The organism is Actinoplanes sp. NPDC051537 (assembly GCF_055586105.1).
Genome location: NZ_JBVJIU010000007.1, coordinates 110,074 through 127,222 on the forward strand (window position 1 = coordinate 110,074; position 17,149 = coordinate 127,222).

16 protein-coding genes, 1 pseudogene and 1 riboswitch are annotated in these 17,149 nt (G+C 72.7%); of the genes and pseudogenes, 5 read left to right on the forward strand and 12 right to left on the reverse strand.

Annotation, left to right across the window (positions count from 1 at the left end):
- Positions 1–78: 78 nt before the first annotated feature.
- The 3 genes and pseudogenes from ACZ6TB_RS18250 to mgrA form a co-directional block, all read right to left on the reverse strand.
- Positions 79–825: pseudogene (locus ACZ6TB_RS18250) on the reverse strand (nucleotidyltransferase domain-containing protein); the annotation flags it as partial.
- On the reverse strand, positions 822–1,496 hold the full coding sequence (locus tag ACZ6TB_RS18255; RefSeq protein ID WP_465555680.1) for a nucleotidyltransferase domain-containing protein: 675 nt from the start codon (positions 1,494–1,496) through the stop codon (positions 822–824). The gene ACZ6TB_RS18255 and the pseudogene ACZ6TB_RS18250, both read right to left, overlap by 4 nt.
- Positions 1,493–2,488 carry an L-glyceraldehyde 3-phosphate reductase gene (gene mgrA, locus ACZ6TB_RS18260; protein WP_465555681.1) on the reverse strand — a complete coding sequence of 332 codons (996 nt, stop codon included), beginning with the start codon at positions 2,486–2,488 and terminating at the stop codon, positions 1,493–1,495. Before mgrA ends, ACZ6TB_RS18255 begins: the two co-directional genes overlap by 4 nt.
- A gap of 51 nt (positions 2,489–2,539) precedes the next feature.
- Positions 2,540–2,652: riboswitch (glycine riboswitch) on the forward strand.
- A 94-nt stretch (positions 2,653–2,746) separates the two neighbouring features.
- Here mgrA and gcvP point away from each other — a divergent pair.
- Positions 2,747–5,551 carry an aminomethyl-transferring glycine dehydrogenase gene (gene gcvP, locus ACZ6TB_RS18265; RefSeq protein ID WP_465555682.1) on the forward strand — a complete coding sequence of 935 codons (2,805 nt, stop codon included), beginning with the start codon at positions 2,747–2,749 and terminating at the stop codon, positions 5,549–5,551.
- Between the two features lie 74 nt (positions 5,552–5,625).
- Here gcvP and ACZ6TB_RS18270 read toward each other — a convergent pair whose 3' ends face one another.
- From ACZ6TB_RS18270 to ACZ6TB_RS18285, 4 genes are all read right to left on the reverse strand, one after another.
- Positions 5,626–6,024 (reverse strand): GNAT family N-acetyltransferase, encoded by a 399-nt coding sequence (locus ACZ6TB_RS18270; protein WP_465555683.1) that lies wholly within the window; start codon positions 6,022–6,024, stop codon positions 5,626–5,628.
- A complete protein-coding gene (locus ACZ6TB_RS18275) occupies positions 6,021–6,914 on the reverse strand; it encodes a histidine phosphatase family protein (RefSeq protein WP_465555684.1) in 894 nt (297 codons plus the stop codon). The genes ACZ6TB_RS18270 and ACZ6TB_RS18275 overlap by 4 nt, the downstream gene beginning before the upstream one ends.
- 148 nt (positions 6,915–7,062) lie before the next feature.
- Entirely contained in the window at positions 7,063–7,263 is a 201-nt protein-coding gene (locus tag ACZ6TB_RS18280) for a DUF5999 family protein (protein WP_433290962.1), read from the reverse strand.
- Positions 7,264–8,293: 1,030 nt separating this feature from the next.
- Positions 8,294–8,857, reverse strand: a complete 564-nt coding sequence (locus ACZ6TB_RS18285) for a dihydrofolate reductase family protein (protein WP_465555685.1) — start codon at positions 8,855–8,857, stop codon at positions 8,294–8,296.
- Positions 8,858–8,976: 119 nt separating this feature from the next.
- Between ACZ6TB_RS18285 and ACZ6TB_RS18290 the strand changes: the two genes are divergently transcribed.
- Genes ACZ6TB_RS18290 through ACZ6TB_RS18300 form a run of 3 tightly spaced genes read left to right on the forward strand, consistent with a single transcriptional unit; the run spans position 8,977 to position 10,747 of the window.
- Complete coding sequence (locus tag ACZ6TB_RS18290; protein WP_465555686.1) at positions 8,977–9,732, forward strand: hypothetical protein; 756 nt, start codon at positions 8,977–8,979, stop codon at positions 9,730–9,732.
- Entirely contained in the window at positions 9,729–10,220 is a 492-nt protein-coding gene (locus ACZ6TB_RS18295; protein ID WP_465555687.1) for a SigE family RNA polymerase sigma factor, read from the forward strand. Before ACZ6TB_RS18290 ends, ACZ6TB_RS18295 begins: the two co-directional genes overlap by 4 nt.
- 29 nt (positions 10,221–10,249) lie before the next feature.
- Positions 10,250–10,747, forward strand: coding sequence for a peptide deformylase (locus tag ACZ6TB_RS18300; RefSeq protein WP_465555688.1), 498 nt, complete (start codon positions 10,250–10,252; stop codon positions 10,745–10,747).
- Here ACZ6TB_RS18300 and ACZ6TB_RS18305 read toward each other — a convergent pair.
- Positions 10,680–11,426: an ArsR/SmtB family transcription factor gene (locus ACZ6TB_RS18305; RefSeq protein ID WP_465555689.1), complete on the reverse strand. Its 747-nt coding sequence runs from the start codon at positions 11,424–11,426 to the stop codon at positions 10,680–10,682. The genes ACZ6TB_RS18300 and ACZ6TB_RS18305 overlap by 68 nt on opposite strands.
- Before the next feature lie 10 nt (positions 11,427–11,436).
- Positions 11,437–11,976 carry a histidine phosphatase family protein gene (locus tag ACZ6TB_RS18310; protein ID WP_465555690.1) on the reverse strand — a complete coding sequence of 180 codons (540 nt, stop codon included), beginning with the start codon at positions 11,974–11,976 and terminating at the stop codon, positions 11,437–11,439.
- 89 nt (positions 11,977–12,065) lie between these two features.
- Here ACZ6TB_RS18310 and ACZ6TB_RS18315 point away from each other — a divergent pair, with 89 nt between their 5' ends.
- Positions 12,066–12,701, forward strand: a complete 636-nt coding sequence (locus tag ACZ6TB_RS18315) for a class I SAM-dependent methyltransferase (protein ID WP_465555691.1) — start codon at positions 12,066–12,068, stop codon at positions 12,699–12,701.
- A 2-nt stretch (positions 12,702–12,703) separates the two neighbouring features.
- Here ACZ6TB_RS18315 and ACZ6TB_RS18320 read toward each other — a convergent pair whose 3' ends face one another.
- The 3 genes from ACZ6TB_RS18320 to ACZ6TB_RS18330 are packed head-to-tail and all read right to left on the reverse strand — an operon-like array spanning position 12,704 to position 16,897.
- A complete protein-coding gene (locus ACZ6TB_RS18320; RefSeq protein ID WP_465555692.1) occupies positions 12,704–13,822 on the reverse strand; it encodes an alanine racemase in 1,119 nt (372 codons plus the stop codon).
- Positions 13,812–15,290, reverse strand: a complete 1,479-nt coding sequence (locus ACZ6TB_RS18325) for an IucA/IucC family protein (RefSeq protein WP_465555693.1) — start codon at positions 15,288–15,290, stop codon at positions 13,812–13,814. The genes ACZ6TB_RS18320 and ACZ6TB_RS18325 overlap by 11 nt, the downstream gene beginning before the upstream one ends.
- Complete coding sequence (locus ACZ6TB_RS18330) at positions 15,287–16,897, reverse strand: IucA/IucC family protein (protein ID WP_465555694.1); 1,611 nt, start codon at positions 16,895–16,897, stop codon at positions 15,287–15,289. Before ACZ6TB_RS18330 ends, ACZ6TB_RS18325 begins: the two co-directional genes overlap by 4 nt.
- Positions 16,898–17,149: the final 252 nt, after the last annotated feature.

Below are 17,149 nucleotides of genomic sequence, written 5' to 3' on the forward strand. Positions count from 1 at the left end.
CGGGGGACCACCCCCACCCGTTGACTGGGTGGGGGTGGATTCAAGCAACCGGGTACGACATTTTCCCGGGATATCCACAGTGGCGAGTCTCGTCCGGACCACCAGGTCGTGCAGCGCGGCGACCGCCTCGGGCGACGCCGCCTCCGGGAGCCGCGAAGAATCGCGCGCCGACTCCAGCAAAGCCCGCAACCGTGGCACCTCGGCCGACATCACCGAGGCGAACTCCGGCGGCAGCACCGCATGCTCGGCCGACCGCTTGGCCGCGATCATCTCCGGCACATACGGCAGCCCGTCCCCGAGGACCCCGAGGTCCGTCTCCAGCGTGCCCGTGCGCATCAGCCGCTCGCCGGTCAGCAGCACGCGCAACGCGTACAGCGCCGGCTTCAACTCCCCGGTCCGCGCGAACAGCCTCTCCTGACCCGCGGCGAACCCGAGATAGTGATGGGCATGTCCGCGGGTGAGCAGCCCCGGCGCAAGCGCGACCAGCTCCTCGTGGACGGGCGTGGCGACCACCACGAGCGGCGAGAGCAGCTGCTCCAGGACGTAACCGTTCCGGCTGTTCAGCAAGCGGGCGAACTTGGCCAGATCGTGACTCACGACGTCGAGCTCGACCCCGTCGCGCACCCCACCCGACTGCAGCGTTTCCGGACCGACGCGCAACCCCAGCACCTCGGCCGCCGGCAACAGGTGGCTCGCGCGCACATCCAGGTCGGAGTCGACCGAGGCGAACCCGTACAGGTGAGCGCCGCTCACGGTCGCGAAGATCAACGGGTAGGGGAGGGATCGGGCGACCTGAGCGGTCCACGAAGGCACCTCGATGGTCACGGCAACCCCTTCTCCCGTACGGACGACAGCAGTTGATCTATTTTGCTGGTGTCCGGGCCTGGGGGCAGCCGAGTTTCCGCCGTGGCCGCCGCCAGGTCGTGTTGCAGTTCGGAAGCCCAGGCGGTCACCTCCGGCCAGGGCAGCGAACCCGACTTGACCGCCAGGAGCCGGTCCCGGTGCGGGCGGACGTCGACCAGCACCTCGCCGGCGCGCAGCACGTGCGCGCCCGCCATCAGCAGCCTGATCATGTGCATGGCCTGTTTGTGGTTCGTTTCGCCGGTGCGGTCCCGGCGCGCCTGCACGCGGTGGAGCTGATCCCGGGCGTACGCGCCGTAGGTCGAAGCCACCCGGCGCGAGAGGAACGCCTCCCGGATCGCCCGCAGCGCCTCGCCCTCGGGGGTGATCCGTTCGACGATCGGGGACCAGAGCACCTCGAGCACGGTCGGGTTGGCCTGGGCGGCGAGCACGCAGAACCGCTCGACCTCCCAGGAGAACTGCTCGGGAAGCGGGCCGTCGAGGTGCGTGGGCGGCTTGTCCAGCCGCCAGAAGTCGCGGGTCGGCGCGGCGAACACGCCCCGGCGGTCGTGGTCGGACGCGGGGCCGTCCAGCCCGTACGCGCGTGATCCGACCACGACCCCGAGGATCGTGTGCCGTTCGACGAGGTCCGTCACCGGTCGAGGACGGTCCCGTCGATCTCGTCCAGTTCCTCGGCGGTCAGGACCAGGTTGTCCAGCGCCGCCACGTTGTTCTCCAGCTGCTCGACGCTGCTCGCGCCGATGATCAGGCTGGTCATGCGGTTGTCGCGCAGGGCCCAGGCCAGGGCCAGCTGGGCGAGGGTCTGGCCGCGGCGCTTCGCGATGTCGTTGAGCGCGTTGATCCGGGCCATCGTCGTGGCGTCCAGGTCGCTCTCGTTGAGGAAGACGCTGGTGCGCACCCGCGAGTCGTCGGGGATGCCGCCGAGGTAGCGGTCGGTGAGCAGGCCCTGCTGCAGCGGGCTGAACGCGATGCAGCCGGCGCCGGCCTCCTCGAGGGCGCCGAGCAGGTTGTCCCGCTCGATCCAGCGGTTGAGGATCGAGTACGACGGCTGGTGGATCAGCAGCGGGGTGCCGAGCTCGCGCAGGATCGCGGCGGCGCGGGCGGTCTGCTCGCTGGAGTAGTTGCTGATGCCGACGTAGAGGGCCTTGCCGGCGCGGACGACGGCGTCGAGGGCGCTCATCGTCTCCTCGAGCGGGGTGTCCGGGTCCGGCCGGTGGTGGTAGAAGACGTCCACGTAGTCGAGGCCGAGCCGCCGCAGCGACTGGTCGAGGGAGCTCACCAGGTATTTCCGGGAGCCCCACTCGCCGTACGGGCCCTCCCACATGTGGTATCCGGCCTTGGTCGAGATGACCATTTCGTCCCGGTGAGCCCGGAAGTCGGCGGCGAGGAGCCGGCCGAAGTTGCGCTCCGCGCTGCCGGGCGGCGGCCCGTAGTTGTTGGCCAGGTCGAAGTGGGTGACGCCGAGGTCGAAGGCGCGCCGCACGATGTCGCGCTGCCGGTCGAGCGGGCGGCCGTCGCCGAAGTTGTGCCAGAGGCCGAGCGAGATCGCAGGCAGCTTCAGGCCGCTGCGGCCGGCCCGGCGGTAGGTCATCGAGTCGTAGCGGCTCTGCGCGGGGGTGTAGGTCACATACCCACCCTAGGGTTAGCGGTTTCCGCCAAGGTCACTGGTAGTTTGGTCGGCAGCCATGCGGGAGAGTTCGCCGGTCCCTGTTCATCGAGCGGGGGTAGCGGCGGCGCCGAAGGGGCAAATCCTCCCCGGAACCTCTCAGGCAAACGGACCGCATGGGCAAGCGACTCTGAAGTACCTGCTCTGTTTTCTCCGCCGAGTGGGTACGACAGAGGGGGAGGCCGCCTTGTCGACCTCCGCTCTCGCTTGGAGCCCGCCATGACGTTCGCATCCCGGCACATCGGTCCCGATCCGGACGAGCAGACCCACATGCTCAAGGCCATCGGCTACCCCTCGCTCGAGGCGCTGATGGACGCGGCGGTCCCCGAGGTGATCCGCTGGCACGGCACGCTCGACCTGCCGCCGGCCGCCTCCGAGGAGGACACGATCGCCGAGCTGCGGTCGATCGCCGCCAAGAACACAGTCGCCACCCCGATGATCGGGCTCGGCTACTACGGCACCCACACACCCGCGGTGATCAAGCGGAACGTGCTGGAGAACCCGGCCTGGTACACGGCGTACACCCCGTACCAGCCGGAGATCAGCCAGGGCCGGCTCGAGGCGCTGCTCAACTTCCAGACCATGGTCACCGACCTCACGGGACTCACCACGGCCAACGCCTCGATGCTCGACGAGGGCACCGCCGTGGCCGAGGCCATGACGCTGGCGAAGCGGGCTTCGAAATCCAAGTCGCGGGTGTACGTGGTGGACGCCGACACCCTGCCGCAGACGCTTTCGGTGTTGCGCACCCGGGCCGAGCCGCTGGGCATCGAACTGGCGCTCGTGGATCTCGACGCCGGCGACCAGCTCCCGGCCGAGTATTTCGGTCTTCACCTGCAATATCCGGGTGCTTCGGGCGCCGTACGGGATCATGCCGCCCTGGTTGACGTGGCGCACGCGGCCGGGGCCCTGGTCACCGTCGCGGCCGACCTGCTCGCGCTGACGCTGTTGCGGGCGCCGGGGGAGATCGGGGCGGACATCGCGGCCGGCACGACGCAGCGTTTCGGGGTGCCGCTCGGCTTCGGCGGGCCGCACGCCGGATATCTCGCGGTGCGGGCCGGGCTCGAGCGATCGCTGCCGGGCCGTCTCGTGGGCGTGTCCAAGGACGCCGACGGGGCGCCCGCCTACCGGCTCGCGCTGCAGACGCGGGAGCAGCACATCCGCCGGGAGAAGGCGACCAGCAACATCTGCACGGCGCAGGTGCTGCTGGCCGTGATGGCGAGCATGTACGCGGTGTACCACGGCCCGTCCGGGCTGCGGGAGATCGCCCGCCGGGTGCACGGGCACGCGCTGACCCTGGCCGGATCGCTGACCGCGGCCGGGATCGCGGTCGACCACGACGCGTTCTTCGACACGGTGACCGCGGTCGTTCCCGGGCGGGCCGCCGCCGTCGTCTCGGCCGCCGCGGACGCCGGCATCGACCTGCGGCTCGTCTCGTCCGACCGGGTTTCGATCGCTTGTGACGAGACGACCACCCCGGCCCACGTCGCTGCCGTTCTGTCCGCATTTGGCGTCGCGGTCGCGGAGCCGGCCACCTGCGGGGCCAAGCCGCTCGGCCGGACCACCGAGTTCCTCACCCACCCGGTGTTCCACAGTCACCACTCCGAGACGAGCATGCTGCGCTACCTGCGCAAGCTCTCCGACCGCGACTACGCGCTCGACCGCGGCATGATCCCGCTGGGCTCCTGCACGATGAAGCTCAACGCGACGACCGAGATGGAGGCGGTCACCTGGCCCGCCTTCGCCGACATCCACCCGTACGCGCCCTCTTCCCAGACGGTCGGGTACGAGCACCTGATCTCCCAGCTGGAGACCTGGCTCGCCGAGATCACCGGGTACGACGCGGTCAGCGTGCAGCCGAACGCCGGCTCCCAGGGCGAGCTCGCCGGCCTGCTGGCCATCCGCGGCTATCACCGCGCCCGTGGCGAGGCCCACCGCGACGTCTGCCTGATCCCGTCCAGCGCCCACGGCACGAACGCGGCGAGCGCGGTCATGGCCGGCATGCGCGTGGTGGTCGTGGCCTGCGATGACGCCGGCAACGTGGACCTCGCCGACCTGTCCGCCAAGATCTCGGCCCACGCCGGGTCGCTCGCCGCGATCATGGTGACCTACCCGTCGACGCACGGCGTCTACGAGACCTCCATCGCCGACCTGTGCGCCCAGGTGCACGAGGCCGGCGGCCAGGTGTACGTCGACGGCGCCAATCTGAACGCGCTGGTCGGCTTCGCCCGGCCGGGCAAGTTCGGCGCCGACGTCTCGCACCTGAACCTGCACAAGACGTTCTGCATCCCGCACGGCGGCGGCGGTCCCGGCGTGGGCCCGGTCGCGGTCCGGCAGCACCTGGCCGACTACCTGCCCGGCAACCCGGTGCTGCCCGGCGACCACCACGCGGTGTCGGCGGCCCCGCACGGCTCGGCCGGCATCCTGCCGATCTCCTGGGCCTACCTGCGGATGATGGGCCCCGACGGGCTGGCCGCGGCGACGGCCAACGCGGTGCTGACCGCCAACTACGTGGCGGCCCGGCTGCGCGACCACTTCCCGGTGCTCTACGCCGGCAACAACGGCCTGGTCGCGCACGAGTGCATCCTCGACCTGCGCCCGATCACGAAGGCGACCGGCGTCTCGGTCGACGACGTGGCCAAGCGCCTGATCGACTACGGCTTCCACGCCCCGACGATGTCGTTCCCGGTGGCCGGCACGCTGATGGTCGAGCCCACCGAGAGCGAGGACCTGGCCGAGCTGGACCGGTTCTGCGCCGCGATGATCGCGATCAAGGCCGAGATCGACCAGGTGGCGGCGGGGGTGTGGCCGGCCGGCGACAACCCGCTGGCGAACGCCCCGCACACCGCGTCGTCGGTCACGACCGATGAGTGGGCGCACCCGTACTCGCGTACGGTGGCGGCGTTCCCGGGGGGCGTGGACCGGACGGCGAAGTACTGGCCGCCGGTGCGCCGCATCGACGGCGCGTACGGCGACCGCAACCTGGTCTGCTCGTGCCCGTCCCCGGAGGCGTTCGAGGACTGACCTTGTCAGTTCAGCTTGATCGGCCCGCTCAGTTCAGCTCGATCGGCCCGCTCAGTTCAGCTCGATCGGCCCGCTCAGTTCAGCTTGATCAGCCCGGCCGCCGTGGGCCGGAAGCCGCAGCGGTCGAGGTAGAAGGACTCCAGAGGGGGTTCGAAGTCGACGTGCAGCCACTCGCAGCCGGCTCGCCGGGCCTCTGCGGTGGCGCGCTCGACCAGGGCGGCGCCGATGCCGCGGTGCTGGTGGCCGGGGTCGACGGCGGTGTCCAGCACGAACGCGTGGGCGCCGCCGTCCCAGCACACCTGCACGAAGCCGACCAGGTCGTCGCCGTCGAACGCGCCGACCCAGGTGAGGGCGTGCCGTGCCAGGCGCGCGGCCCACGGTCCTGTCTTGCAGGCCTGGTCGAAGGCCCGCGCGTGCAGTGCGCTGAGCTGGGCGTCGTCGACGGCGAAGCGGGTGACGAGCTCGATGGTCATCCGAGATGTCCGGTGTCGTTGAAGGCGACCAGCATCGGCGGCCGGTCGTCCGCCCATTCGACGATGGTGAGGGCGGCGTTGGCCTGGTTGAGGCCGAGCCAGCGCCAGGCCGGCGCGTCCAGGGCGTGGCGGACGAACCAGCCGATCACGAAGTTGTGGGTGACCAGCAGCTCGTGGCGGTCGCGGTCGCCGACGACGCCGAAGTGTTCGACGGCCGCTTTGAGGGCCGTGGCGTCCGGATCCCGCTCGTCGGGCGGGGTGTCGTCGAGCCAGGCATGCCAGCGGCCGGGGTAGTCGTCGCGATTCGCCGTCGTGGGCACCGGGGTGCGGTCGGCCACGTGGTCGCAGGCGTGGCTGGGCACGTCGGGAAGGAAGGCGCCGATGATGGCGGCGGTCTCGGCGGCCCGGGCGAGGGGGCTGTGGTGGATGGCGTCGAACCGGACGCCGGCTCCAGCTCCGGCACCTGCTCCCGCTTCAGCGCCAGCTCCAGCTGCGGCTGCAGCTCCGGCACTTGCTCCCGCTTCAGCGCCGGCTCCGGCTCCAGCTGCGGCTCCGGCTCCAGCTGCGGCTCCGGCTCCAGCTGCGGCTCCAGCTGCGGCTGCGGCTCCAGCTGCGGCTGCGGCTCCAGCTGCGGCTCCGGCTCCAGCTGCGGCTCCAGCTGCGGCTCCGGCTCCAGCTGCGGCGAGGCGGCGGCCGGCGCGGGCGGCCTGGTCGCGGCCCCGGGCGGAGAGGCCGCCGGTCGGGGCGTGGTTCGCGGCGGGATCCTGCTCGCCGTGGCGGACCAGGTACAACCGGGTGCGAGGCAACGGGTCATCCTTCGACGGCGGGCACGGGCCCGACGATCGTAGGTGACGGCGACGCGGCGGGCGGGGCCCGGTTTCCGGACGCACGGGTTCGGCGTCCGCCGCGGGGTCGTCATTGCTCGCGGTTGTGGTTCCTGTTCTCGTTGCTCCCCGCTGGTGTTGCTCGGGGTGTCGATCCGTTACCCTGCGTAGCGGTGGTGGATCATGCCGGGCGGCGCCTCGGCGGTCCTGTGGTTCAGGCCGCCAGGGCGTGCACGGCGGGGCCGCGGTGCGGTTCGATCATCGTGCCGTCGGGCAGGATCTCGCCGGTGTCCTCGAAGACGATCACGCCGTTGCAGAGCAGGCTCCAACCCTGCTCGGGAAACGCGACGAGGATGCGGGCCGCTTCACGATCGACGGCCTCGGAGCTGGGACAGGGCGTTTGGTGCTGGCACATCGGGGGTCTCCGGTCGGGGGGCTTGTGTGTGACGATTCACAACGACGGTGACGGACGTTACCTCAATCCGAACGACGGCGGATGGCACGGGTGACGGCGTCTCCTGGAAAGAATCCTCGGTAAACATGGTCCACGGAACTGTGCCTGTCGACCACTTCCCGACACCTCCTTCCGGTCCGTCGCCGGCTCCTCCGGCGTTCTGCCAGGGCGTCACCGTGCGTTAACGTCCCAGGGACACCAACGCTGTGACGGTGCTGACCCTCGAAAGCTTGAGGGCCGCCGCGCCCTCGGTGACGGACAGTGAGTGCGAAACAATGGCCGAACGGCCCCCCAACTCCGCCCAACCGGCGCTGGCGTTTTGTCGAAGCCCCCACTGTGCGTGTGCGCGACCACCGCTTCCGTAATGATCGCTGGCCACGGCCCCGCGCCGGAGATGTCGGACATCGCCACCGCGAGCGTGGCGCGTGCCGCAGAGGCCGGACATTCATGCCCCGATGGTGAGGCACCGACGCAATCCCCGCCCGACCCGCCGGGAACGATCACACGTCCGTCCGGAGAACCGGAGCCACGCCTGTGGATGGCCGACCAAAACCGTCGTAGGTGGCCGCTAGAGTCGCCCCACCCAGTTAGGGGTGGGGACGGCTCGCGACAAGGCCGCACGCACGCGCCGCCGTTGGCGACCTGCATGGGGGAGCGCGGAGCGGTGGCGACTCACGCAAGACGCGGCCACACCAATCGCGCCACAGTCGGCGACCCACACAGGAGAGTGCGCAGCAGCGGATAACTCACCTGCGGGCGAGCCACTCGGCGCGCGCCGTGTCGGGGCGACCCCACACGGCGAGCCGCCCCGGAGGTCCGCGTGTGCAACCGTCCGGGTCAAGACGGACACACGGGCCAAAGCGGGCGGGCGCCACCGCGACCCTTCCGGCCCGACCCAACGGCGCCCCGGGGCCGCCGTCGTTGAGCATGAAGCAGCCACCCCGGCGACCCGGAGATCTACCTGCGACCCCTCACGCTCACCAGCCGCGACTCACTCCGCGGGCTTCAACGCGTACGTCAAATAGGCGAACTCCCCCCGCCTCTCCACCCCCGAAAGAGAAAGCCGCGAAGCCGTGAGCCGCCGCGGCAGCAGCGGCGCCCCCGCGCCCAGCGTCGCGGGCGCCACGCCCAGGATGATCTCGTCGAGCCGCCCGGCGTCGGCGAAGGCGCCGGCCAGCTCGCCGCCGCCGACCACCCACAGGTTCTTCCCGGCCGCGGCCGCCGTCATCGCCTCGTGGACCGGGCCCACATCCCCGGAGACGAAACTCAGCCGCGCCCCGGGAATCGGCGGCAGCGAGCGGTGCGTGAACACCCAGGCGGGCACGTCGCCGTAGTACTCCTTCCACTTCGCGGGATTTTCGAGGAGATTGTCGTGATCGAGGACCCATTCGTAGGTGGTCGCGCCCATCGCGAACGCACCCACGCCCGCGAAGAAGTCGGCGAACGGGCTGTCGGCGTCCGCACCCGGGACCGTGAACAGCCACTCGAGCGAATTGTCCGGATCGGCGATGTAACCGTCGATCGTCGTAGCGGTGTAGTACTGCGTCTTCGGCACGTCGGTCACCCTGCCACGGGGGTGTGACAAAGATGGCTGTCACCTAACGCCACGTCCAGCACGTCATTCCGGTAAGTAGGCGTGGGAGAGGGCCACTGGTGACGGAAGACCTGCGGGCGTTGCTGCGCGCCGACCTCGGCGCGGAACGTCCGCCACCGCTCGGCGACATGGTGGGCGCCGCGATCCGCGATGGCCGCCGAATGCGCCGGATGCGGCGTATCCGGCAAATCACCGCTGGGCTGGTCGCGGTGGCCGCCGCCGTGACGGCCCTGGTGCTCGTGGGGGACGAGGTTGTCGCCAACCGCCGGCAGCAAGAGGCGTTGACTCCCCAAACCGTGCCACCCGTCACCGCCGCCCCCATCGCCCCGGCCGAAGCGCGTACGTTGACGATCCGCAGCGGCACGGCGAGTGCCGGGGGAACGCGGAAGAAAGCGACACCAGCGGCGATGCTTCACCTTCTGCTTCAACTACTACCGCCCGGACGGACGAGTCACCTCGGCGTCGCACCGGACGATGATCTCCAGGTGCGGTTGTATCTGGACGCCGGCGGCGGCCCGGGCATGGTGCGGGTCGAGGTCGGCCGGACTCCGTTCGCCGATGCGGCACGCGGCGGCACCGCCAGCGTGACAATCACCCACATGCCGGACAATTGCCTGCGGAGCACGACCGTCGACGCGGCCTGGCCCGACGGCACCCTCGTCACGGTCGACGTCGCCACCTGCCTCGACGACGAAGCCCGGACAGGCAGCCCGGCGCTGACCATCGACCAGGCCGTCCGCGTCGCCACCGACCCGCGCTGGGGCGTGACCATGGACGAGCGCCTCGTGACGCTCGGCGCCCGGGAGTTCCCGCAGGTCGCGGTGTTCGCCGGATGACGCCCGACGACGAGTTCGCGGAGTTCGCGAACGCCCACGCCGAGCGCCTGCGCAACACCGCGTTCATGCTCTGCCGCGACTGGCACCTGGCCCAGGACCTCACCCAGACGGCCCTCACCAAACTGTTCCTGAGCTGGCGCCGGGCCGTGCAGGCGGACAATCTCATCGCGTACGCGCAAAAGATCCTTCTCCGCGCCTACCTGGATCACCGTCGCCGCCGTTCGTCGACCGAATCGACCCCCGGGGTGCTGCACGAGCCCGCCTACCGGGAAAGCCCGGAGCTGCGCCTGACCATGCTCGACGCGCTCGGCCGCCTGCCCGCCCGCGACCGCGCCATCGTGATCCTGCGCTACTTCGAGGATCTCAGCGTCGAGCAGGTCGCCGACGTGCTGGAGATCCCGGCCAGCGTGGTGAAGAGCCAGACCCGCCGCTCCCTGGCCAAGCTGCGCGAACTGCTGTCCGCCGACGAGCTGGCGCTGTTCGCCTAGCGAAAGTGACGACCGCTACCCTTCGACGCATGACAGTACGGCCCATCCGGATCTACGGCGATCCGGTCCTGCGCACCGAGACCGACCCGGTCACGAGCTTCGACGCCGAACTGCGCGAGCTGGTGACCGACCTCGAGGACACGGTCCGGGTGCCGGGCCGCGCCGGGGTCGCCGCGCCGCAGATCGGCGTCGGCCTGCGCGTCTTCTCCTACAACGTGGCCGGCCAGGTCGGGCACCTGGTCAACCCGGTGCTGTCGGACTTCGACGGCGAGCAGGACGACGAGGAGGCCTGCCTGTCGCTTCCCGGCCTCGACTTCCCGACGAAGCGGGCGATGTCGGTGACGGCGCGGGGCTTCGACCAGCACGGCGAGCCGCTCGAGATCCGCGGGACCGGCTTCCTGGCCCGGGCGCTGCAGCACGAGACCGACCACCTCGCGGGCCGGCTCTACATCGACACTCTCACCGGTGACGTGCGGCGGCAGGCGCTGCGTGAGCTGCGGCGGGTGAGTCCGTCCCCGCGCCGATGACGATGCCGAGCTGATCCGCGAGCGCCGCCACGCCGGCCGGGGTCACCTTCACCGCCCGGTCACTGCCGATCTTCACGATCCACCCCACCTCGATCGCGTACGCGCACAGCGCCGCCGGCGCCGACCCGGCCAGATGGCTGCGGCGCTCCGTCCAGTCGAGGCACTCCCGCAGCACCGGGCGGCGTCCCGGCTTGTCGAGCGCGATGCCCAGCGAGCCGAGCCAGCCGACGCCACGCGGGGTGAGCGCCAGCCCGTGCGCGCGGCTGACGAACCCGTTCGCCACCATCCCGTCCGCGACGGCCACCCCGACGAAACCGGCCAGATGGTCGTAACAGGTCCGCGCGTACGCCAGATTGCGCCGTTTGTGGGCCGCCGACAGCGACACCACCGGCGGCGCCGGCCGGGGCTTCCCCGCCGCCGCCACCGTCTCGATCAGCTCGGCCACCTGCGGCCCGGCCAGCTGCAGATAGCGATGCCGCCCCTGCCGGCGCTGGATCAGCAGGCCGCCGTCCACCAGCCGGTCGGCGTGCTCGCTGGCCGTCGACATCGCGACGCCGGCGTGTTTGGCGAGCTCACCGACGGTCCAGGCGCGCCCGTCCAGAAGAGCAAGGCAAAATCCGGCGCGCGTACGGTCGGCCAGCAGCGTGGCCCACGAGGCGAGCGATTCGGCGGAGTCCATGCCCCGATCCTCACCCGCCTTCGATTCGGCGCACGCCGAAGGTTCCGAGATCGACCTCGATCAGGTCGGGGAACCGCAGCCCGGCCCAGAAGCTCGCCGGCTCGCCCATCCCTTGGCTCGCCAGCCAGATCGCCGGCGCGAGCCCGTGCGTGCCGACCACCAGCGTCCCACCCGGCGCCGAGTGGCGCGCGACCGCCGCCTCGAACCGCGCCGCGACCCCCTCCCGCGGCTCCCAGCTGTCATGCCGGGCGCCGTCGACGTAGGCCCGGGCCGTCGCGCGATACCCCTCCGCCCAGGTCTCCGGCCGCCGAACCTCGGCGAACCCGGCATCCTCCGCGATTTCGGCGTCCCCGGCGAGCTCGCGCAGCGTCTCGGCGGCCTTGGGTTCGGGGCTGGCGACAAATCGGGCACCGGCCGGGATGAGCGGCCGCAGGAGGCGGGCGGCGGCACGCCCGGCCTCGTCGAGATGCCAGAGCGGCGCCGGGATCGCCGGGTCGATCGCGGGCATGGCGTGCCGCACCAGCAGCAGGCGGCTCGGCGCGGGGCTCACGATTTCATCCTGCCGCGCGGGGCGGCCGGGGTTGACTCTCCCCCCGGGGTAGACCGCAGGCTGTAGCCCGACGACGGGGAGGAACGGCAATGAACGGACGGGAAGACACCAGGCGGCTGGCCGCCGAGTCGCTGGCCGGCGGTGATGCGACGGGCTGGTTCGAGCGGCTCTACGCCGAGGCCGCCGACGGCCGGGCCGAGGTCCCGTGGGACCGGCCCGAGCCGAGCGCGAGCCTGGTCGGGGCCGGCCTCCCGCCGGGCGAGGGCCGGCCGGCGCTGGTGGTGGGCTGCGGTCCCGGCCGCGATGCCGAGTTCATCGCCGGCCTCGGCTATGCGACCACGGCGTTCGACATCTCCGCGACCGCCATCGCCGAGGCCCGGCGGCGACATCCGGGCACCGCCGTCGACTACCGGGTCGCCGACCTGCTCGACCCGCCCGCGGCGTGGCGGCACGCGTTCGACCTGGTTCTGGAGAGCAACAACGTGCAGGCGCTGCCCCGCGGCTACCGCGAGCGGCTGACGGCGACCGTGGCCGGGTTCGTGGGCGAGGGCGGCACGCTGCTGATGCTGGGCGCGGTCGCCGACGAGCCCGGCGAGGACGGCCCGCCGTGGCCGCTGATCCGGGAGGAGGTGGAGGCCTTCGCCACCGGCGGCCTGACCGAGCAGAAGATCGAGCGCGTCCGCGTGGACGATGCGGAGCGGTGGCGAGCGACGTTCAGACGGTGAGCTCAGACGATGAGAAACCTGGGCGGGTCGTGGCGCAGGAAGTCGTGGTGGGAGATGTCCCAGCCGTAGGCGCCGGCCCGGGCGAAGACCAGGATGTCGCCGGCCCGCAGTGACGACACGTGCTGGCCGCGGGTGAGCACGTCGCGCGGCGTGCACAGCTCGCCGACGGCGTCGACCGCGACGTCGGTGACCGAGGGCCGGGGATAGGGGTGGGGCCAGGCGTCGACCGGGACGGCGGTGAACGGGTGGCTGTATCCCCAGGCGGCGGGGAGACGGAAATGGTGGGTGCCGCCGCGGAGGACGGCGAACGTGCGGCCGTGGGTGGTCTTCAGGTCGAGGACCGTGGCCGCGTAGACGCCGGCGTCGGCGGCCAGGAAGCGACCGGGCTCGAAGACCAGGTCGATGCCCTCGGGCACGACGACGTGGGAGAGCGTTGACAAGTCCATAGCGGAGGCTGAGAGGTAGTCGATCCCGAAGCCGCCGCCCACGTTCACCACCCGCAGCGTGATACCGAGGGCGGCCGCGGTCCGGAGCGACCACGCCAGCGACTCGGTGACGAAGGCGGCGTGCGCCGGGCCGTCCAGGTTGTTCGACACGGCGTGCAGGTGGAAGCCGATCACGTCCACGCCCGGCACGGCCATCGCGGCGGAGAGCTGGGCCTCCTCGATGCCGAACGGGGTCGGCGTGCCGGTCATCGTGTGGCTGCCGGTCAGGCCGCCGCCGGGGCGGTTGACCCGCAGGCACACCGAGGGCGTGCGGTCACCGGACAGGGCGGCGACGCGGCGCAGCTCGTGCACGCTCTCGACGTTGAGCAGGGCCCCGGCGGCGAGTGCCGCCCGCAGCTCGTCGTCGGTCTTGCCGGGGCCGCCGAAGACGATCCGCCGGGCGCCGGCGGCGACGGCCAGGGCGAGCTCCCCGCCCGAGGCGACCTCGAGCCCGTCGCAGACCGCCGCCAGCGCCGCGACGACCGCGGGGTGCCCGTTGGCCTTGACGGCGTACAGCAGCGAGGCGGACCGGGGCAGCGCGGCCCGCACCATCGCCGCCCGGGCGCGCAGGGTGGCCGTGTCGTAGACGTAGGCGCACGCCGGCGCCGGCAGGGAGCGCAGCAGGTCAGCGTGCATGCAGCGGGTTCCGTACGGGGATGTAGATGTCGCCCTCGCCGGCCAGCCGCATGCGGACCAGGGCCTTGTGCGGCACGAGCGGGGCGGTGAAGGCCGCGTGGTCGTCGCCGGAGCAGCATTCGTCCAGCACTGCCCGGACGATCCGCCAGGCGCGGTCCTCGTCGATGTCCAGGCGCAGCACGATCTCGCCGAGGTGGGCCTGGAACAGGGTGTAGCCGATCTTCGCCCGGAACACGTCGAGGTCGTCGGTGCCGACCACCGAGCCGGGCCAGAGGGCGATGTCGTGGCCGGCCGCGGCGAGGCGGGGGCGGTGCAGGCGCAGGCCGGCGAAGTCGCGCAGGGCGAGCCGGTGCGGCCACCCGTCGACGAAGGTGGGCAGGCAGTTCTGCAGGTGCGCCTCGAGGGCGACGCCCCGCGCGGTGAGCCGCATCAGGGGCGGGAGGAGCAACTGGGCGTACGCCCGGAGCCACTCCGCCGGATCGCCGGTGACCAGCTCGCCGAGCAGGAACGGCAGCGCCCCGCCGGGGATGACCCGCTCGCCGGGTTCGATCCGGCCGGCCAGGCCGTCCCGGCGGATCGCCGACAGGTCGCGGCCCGAGCCGACCGGCACCGCCGCGCCCGCCGTCTCGGCCATGAGCAGCAGCCGGTCGTCGTCGACGAGGCGGTGCAGCAGCCGCGACACGGCCGGGCCGTTGCGGGTCGACGCCACGCTGATGCTGCGCCGGGTCGAGGTGACCTGGATGTCCAGCGAGACCTTCAGGTACTCGCCGAGCGAGGGCAGCCACAGCGTCCGCAGCGCGGCCGTCGGCACCGCCGGCATTTCAAGATCGAGGATCTTCAGGGAGCCGTCGGCGAGCAGGTCGGCGTAGCGCTCGGGCAGCACCATGTCCCGCTGCCACACGTGCACGGGCTGGATGCGGTAGCCGGGCGGCGCGCCGAGCGACGGGAACACGTCGTCGCCGAGGTGCAGGGCGTCCTTCACGGCGACGAACCCGAGCCGCGTCGCCGGGGACTCGAGGTCGTGGGCGAGCACGTCGCCGGTGTCCCAGCCGAGCCGGGTGCGCCCGCACGGGTGCAGGTTGTGCCCGGCCACGGCGAGCCGCTCGAGCCCGATCGCCTGCCAGTCGGGTCCCTCGCCGACGGCGGCGGCGGGGCGGGCCATCGCGATCGCCAGGTTGACGACCGCGTTGCGCAGCTCGGCCGCGAAGCCGGGGGCGTCGATCCCGTCGAGCAGCTGGACCGGGTCGTCGACGCCCGAGGTCGCGTACTCGACGCGGTTGAACGCGTGCGCCGCGCCCGGTCCCATGTCGCGGATGCCCTCGCGCACGAGCGCGCCGCGCAGCCGGCGCCCGACCGTGTCGGCGGCCTCGGGCAGCGCCGCGAGGAACCCGTCGATCAGGCCGGGCGCGTGCACGGCGAGGGCGGCCTCGGTGTGGGCGAGGCGTTCGGGGGAGAGGCTGCGCGTCATGCGTGTTCCGCCAGGGGGTTGTCCAGGTGGGCCCAGATGTCGTCGAGCGGGTCGGGGGCCAGCCGCATGGCCGTGGTCGCCTTGACCGGCAGCGGATCGCGCAGCAGGAGCGGCACGTCGCGAGTGCCGGTCTCGCGCAGCGCGGCGGCGACGATGCCCCACATCCGGCCGGGGTCGGCGCCGCGGCGGGCGAACGCGGCGATCAGCTCGGCGGCGACGGTGCCGAGCGCGGCGGCGGCCAGCTTGGCGCGGAGCTCGGCCGGGTCGTCGCTGGGCAGGTCGCCACGCAACGGCGGCGCCTCGACGCCCGCCTCGCGCAGCCGCCGGGCGCTCACCCGCACGCCGCCGAAATCCCGGTAGAGGATCCGGACCGGCCGGCCGTCGCGCAGCACGACCAGGGTGTTCTGCCCGTGCGCCTCCAGCGCCACCCCGCGGTCGAGCACCCGGGCGAGCGGCCCGAAGAGCAAACCGCCGAACAGGCGCATCAGCTCGTACGGGTCGGGCGCCGTCGCCCGCAGCGCCTCCGACGCGCCGTACAGCGCCAGCGGCACGACGACCTCGTTCCCGGCGAGGCGCGGCGCCTCCCGGACGAGGAACGCGAGGTGCCGCTGCGGCCGGCCGTCGACCAGCACCGCCCCGGCGGCCGTCTCGGCCAGCACGTCGATCGGCAGGTCGGCGGTCACCTGCCGCAGCAGCGCCGACAGCACCGGCCCGTTGTCGACGGCGGCCGGCGACACGGTCCGCACCGCGGAGGTCATCTGCACGTCGACGGCGGTCTTCACGTGCGGGCCGCCGCCGGCCAGGGCCACGGTGCGCAGCGACATCAGCGGCAGCGCCGGCCCGGTCTCGCCGTCGTCGGCCAGCCACGGGTAGCGGTCGCGCAGCCGCTCGGCCTGCCACGGGTGGGCGAGCAGCACCGGCTCGGCGGTGCCGTGCCACCGGTCGGCGGGCACCGTGAGCCGGCGCAGGCGAAGGACGGGCCGGTGCTCGGGCCCGTAGGCGAGCACGTCGGCGACGCTCATCCCGCCGCGGGTGCGGCAGCAGGGGTGCAGCGGGTGCCCGTCGGTGAGGGACTGCTCGGCCCGCGCGAGCCCGTCCGGGTCGCCCGGCTCCGGCAGCGACCCGGCGACGCGGCCGGCGCGGGCCAGGGCGAGATTCGCGACGCTGTTGTCGACCTCGGCGGCCAGGTCGCTGCCCGGCCACAGCACCCGCACCAGCGTCCCCGGGTCCATGATGACCGCCCCCGGCGCCGGCATGGTCCCCTGCACCGGCCCGCCCGGCCCGGTCGCGCCCGCCTCGTAGTTCCCGGCCCGCACGGTCGCCGCGAGGCCCGCCGCGGCCGGCGCGAACGCCGCCGCCGCGTCGACGGGGAAGCGGACCGTCACCCCGGGAAAGGACACCTCGCCCGGCCGGCGCCCGTTCAACCCCGGCAACGGCTCCCGGTCGAGTGCGCCCAGCAGCCGCCCGAGGATCGCGGCCTTGGCGCCCGGCAGCTCGGCGTCGTAGCGTTCGACCAGGCCCGGCCGCAGCCCCGCGAGCTCTTCGCGGGTCCGCACGGGGTCGGCGGTGCGCCGGATCGGCGGTGAACTGGACGGCGGTCGCGGCACGCGCCCATTGTGCGCCAACGCCGGCCGCGCGCCCGTCCCCACCGGCCCGCACGTGAGCGACGCCGCAGTAACCGATCACGAGGACCGCCGCACGAGGAGGATCGCGGTTGACGCCCGGCGGGCCCAGACCGCTGAAGCGCCGCCCGGCGGTCGCGCGAGGATCGCGGTTGACGCCCGGCGGGCCCAGACCGCTGAAGCGCCGCCCGGCGGTCGCGCGAGGATCGCGGTTGACGCCCGGCGGGCCCAGACCGC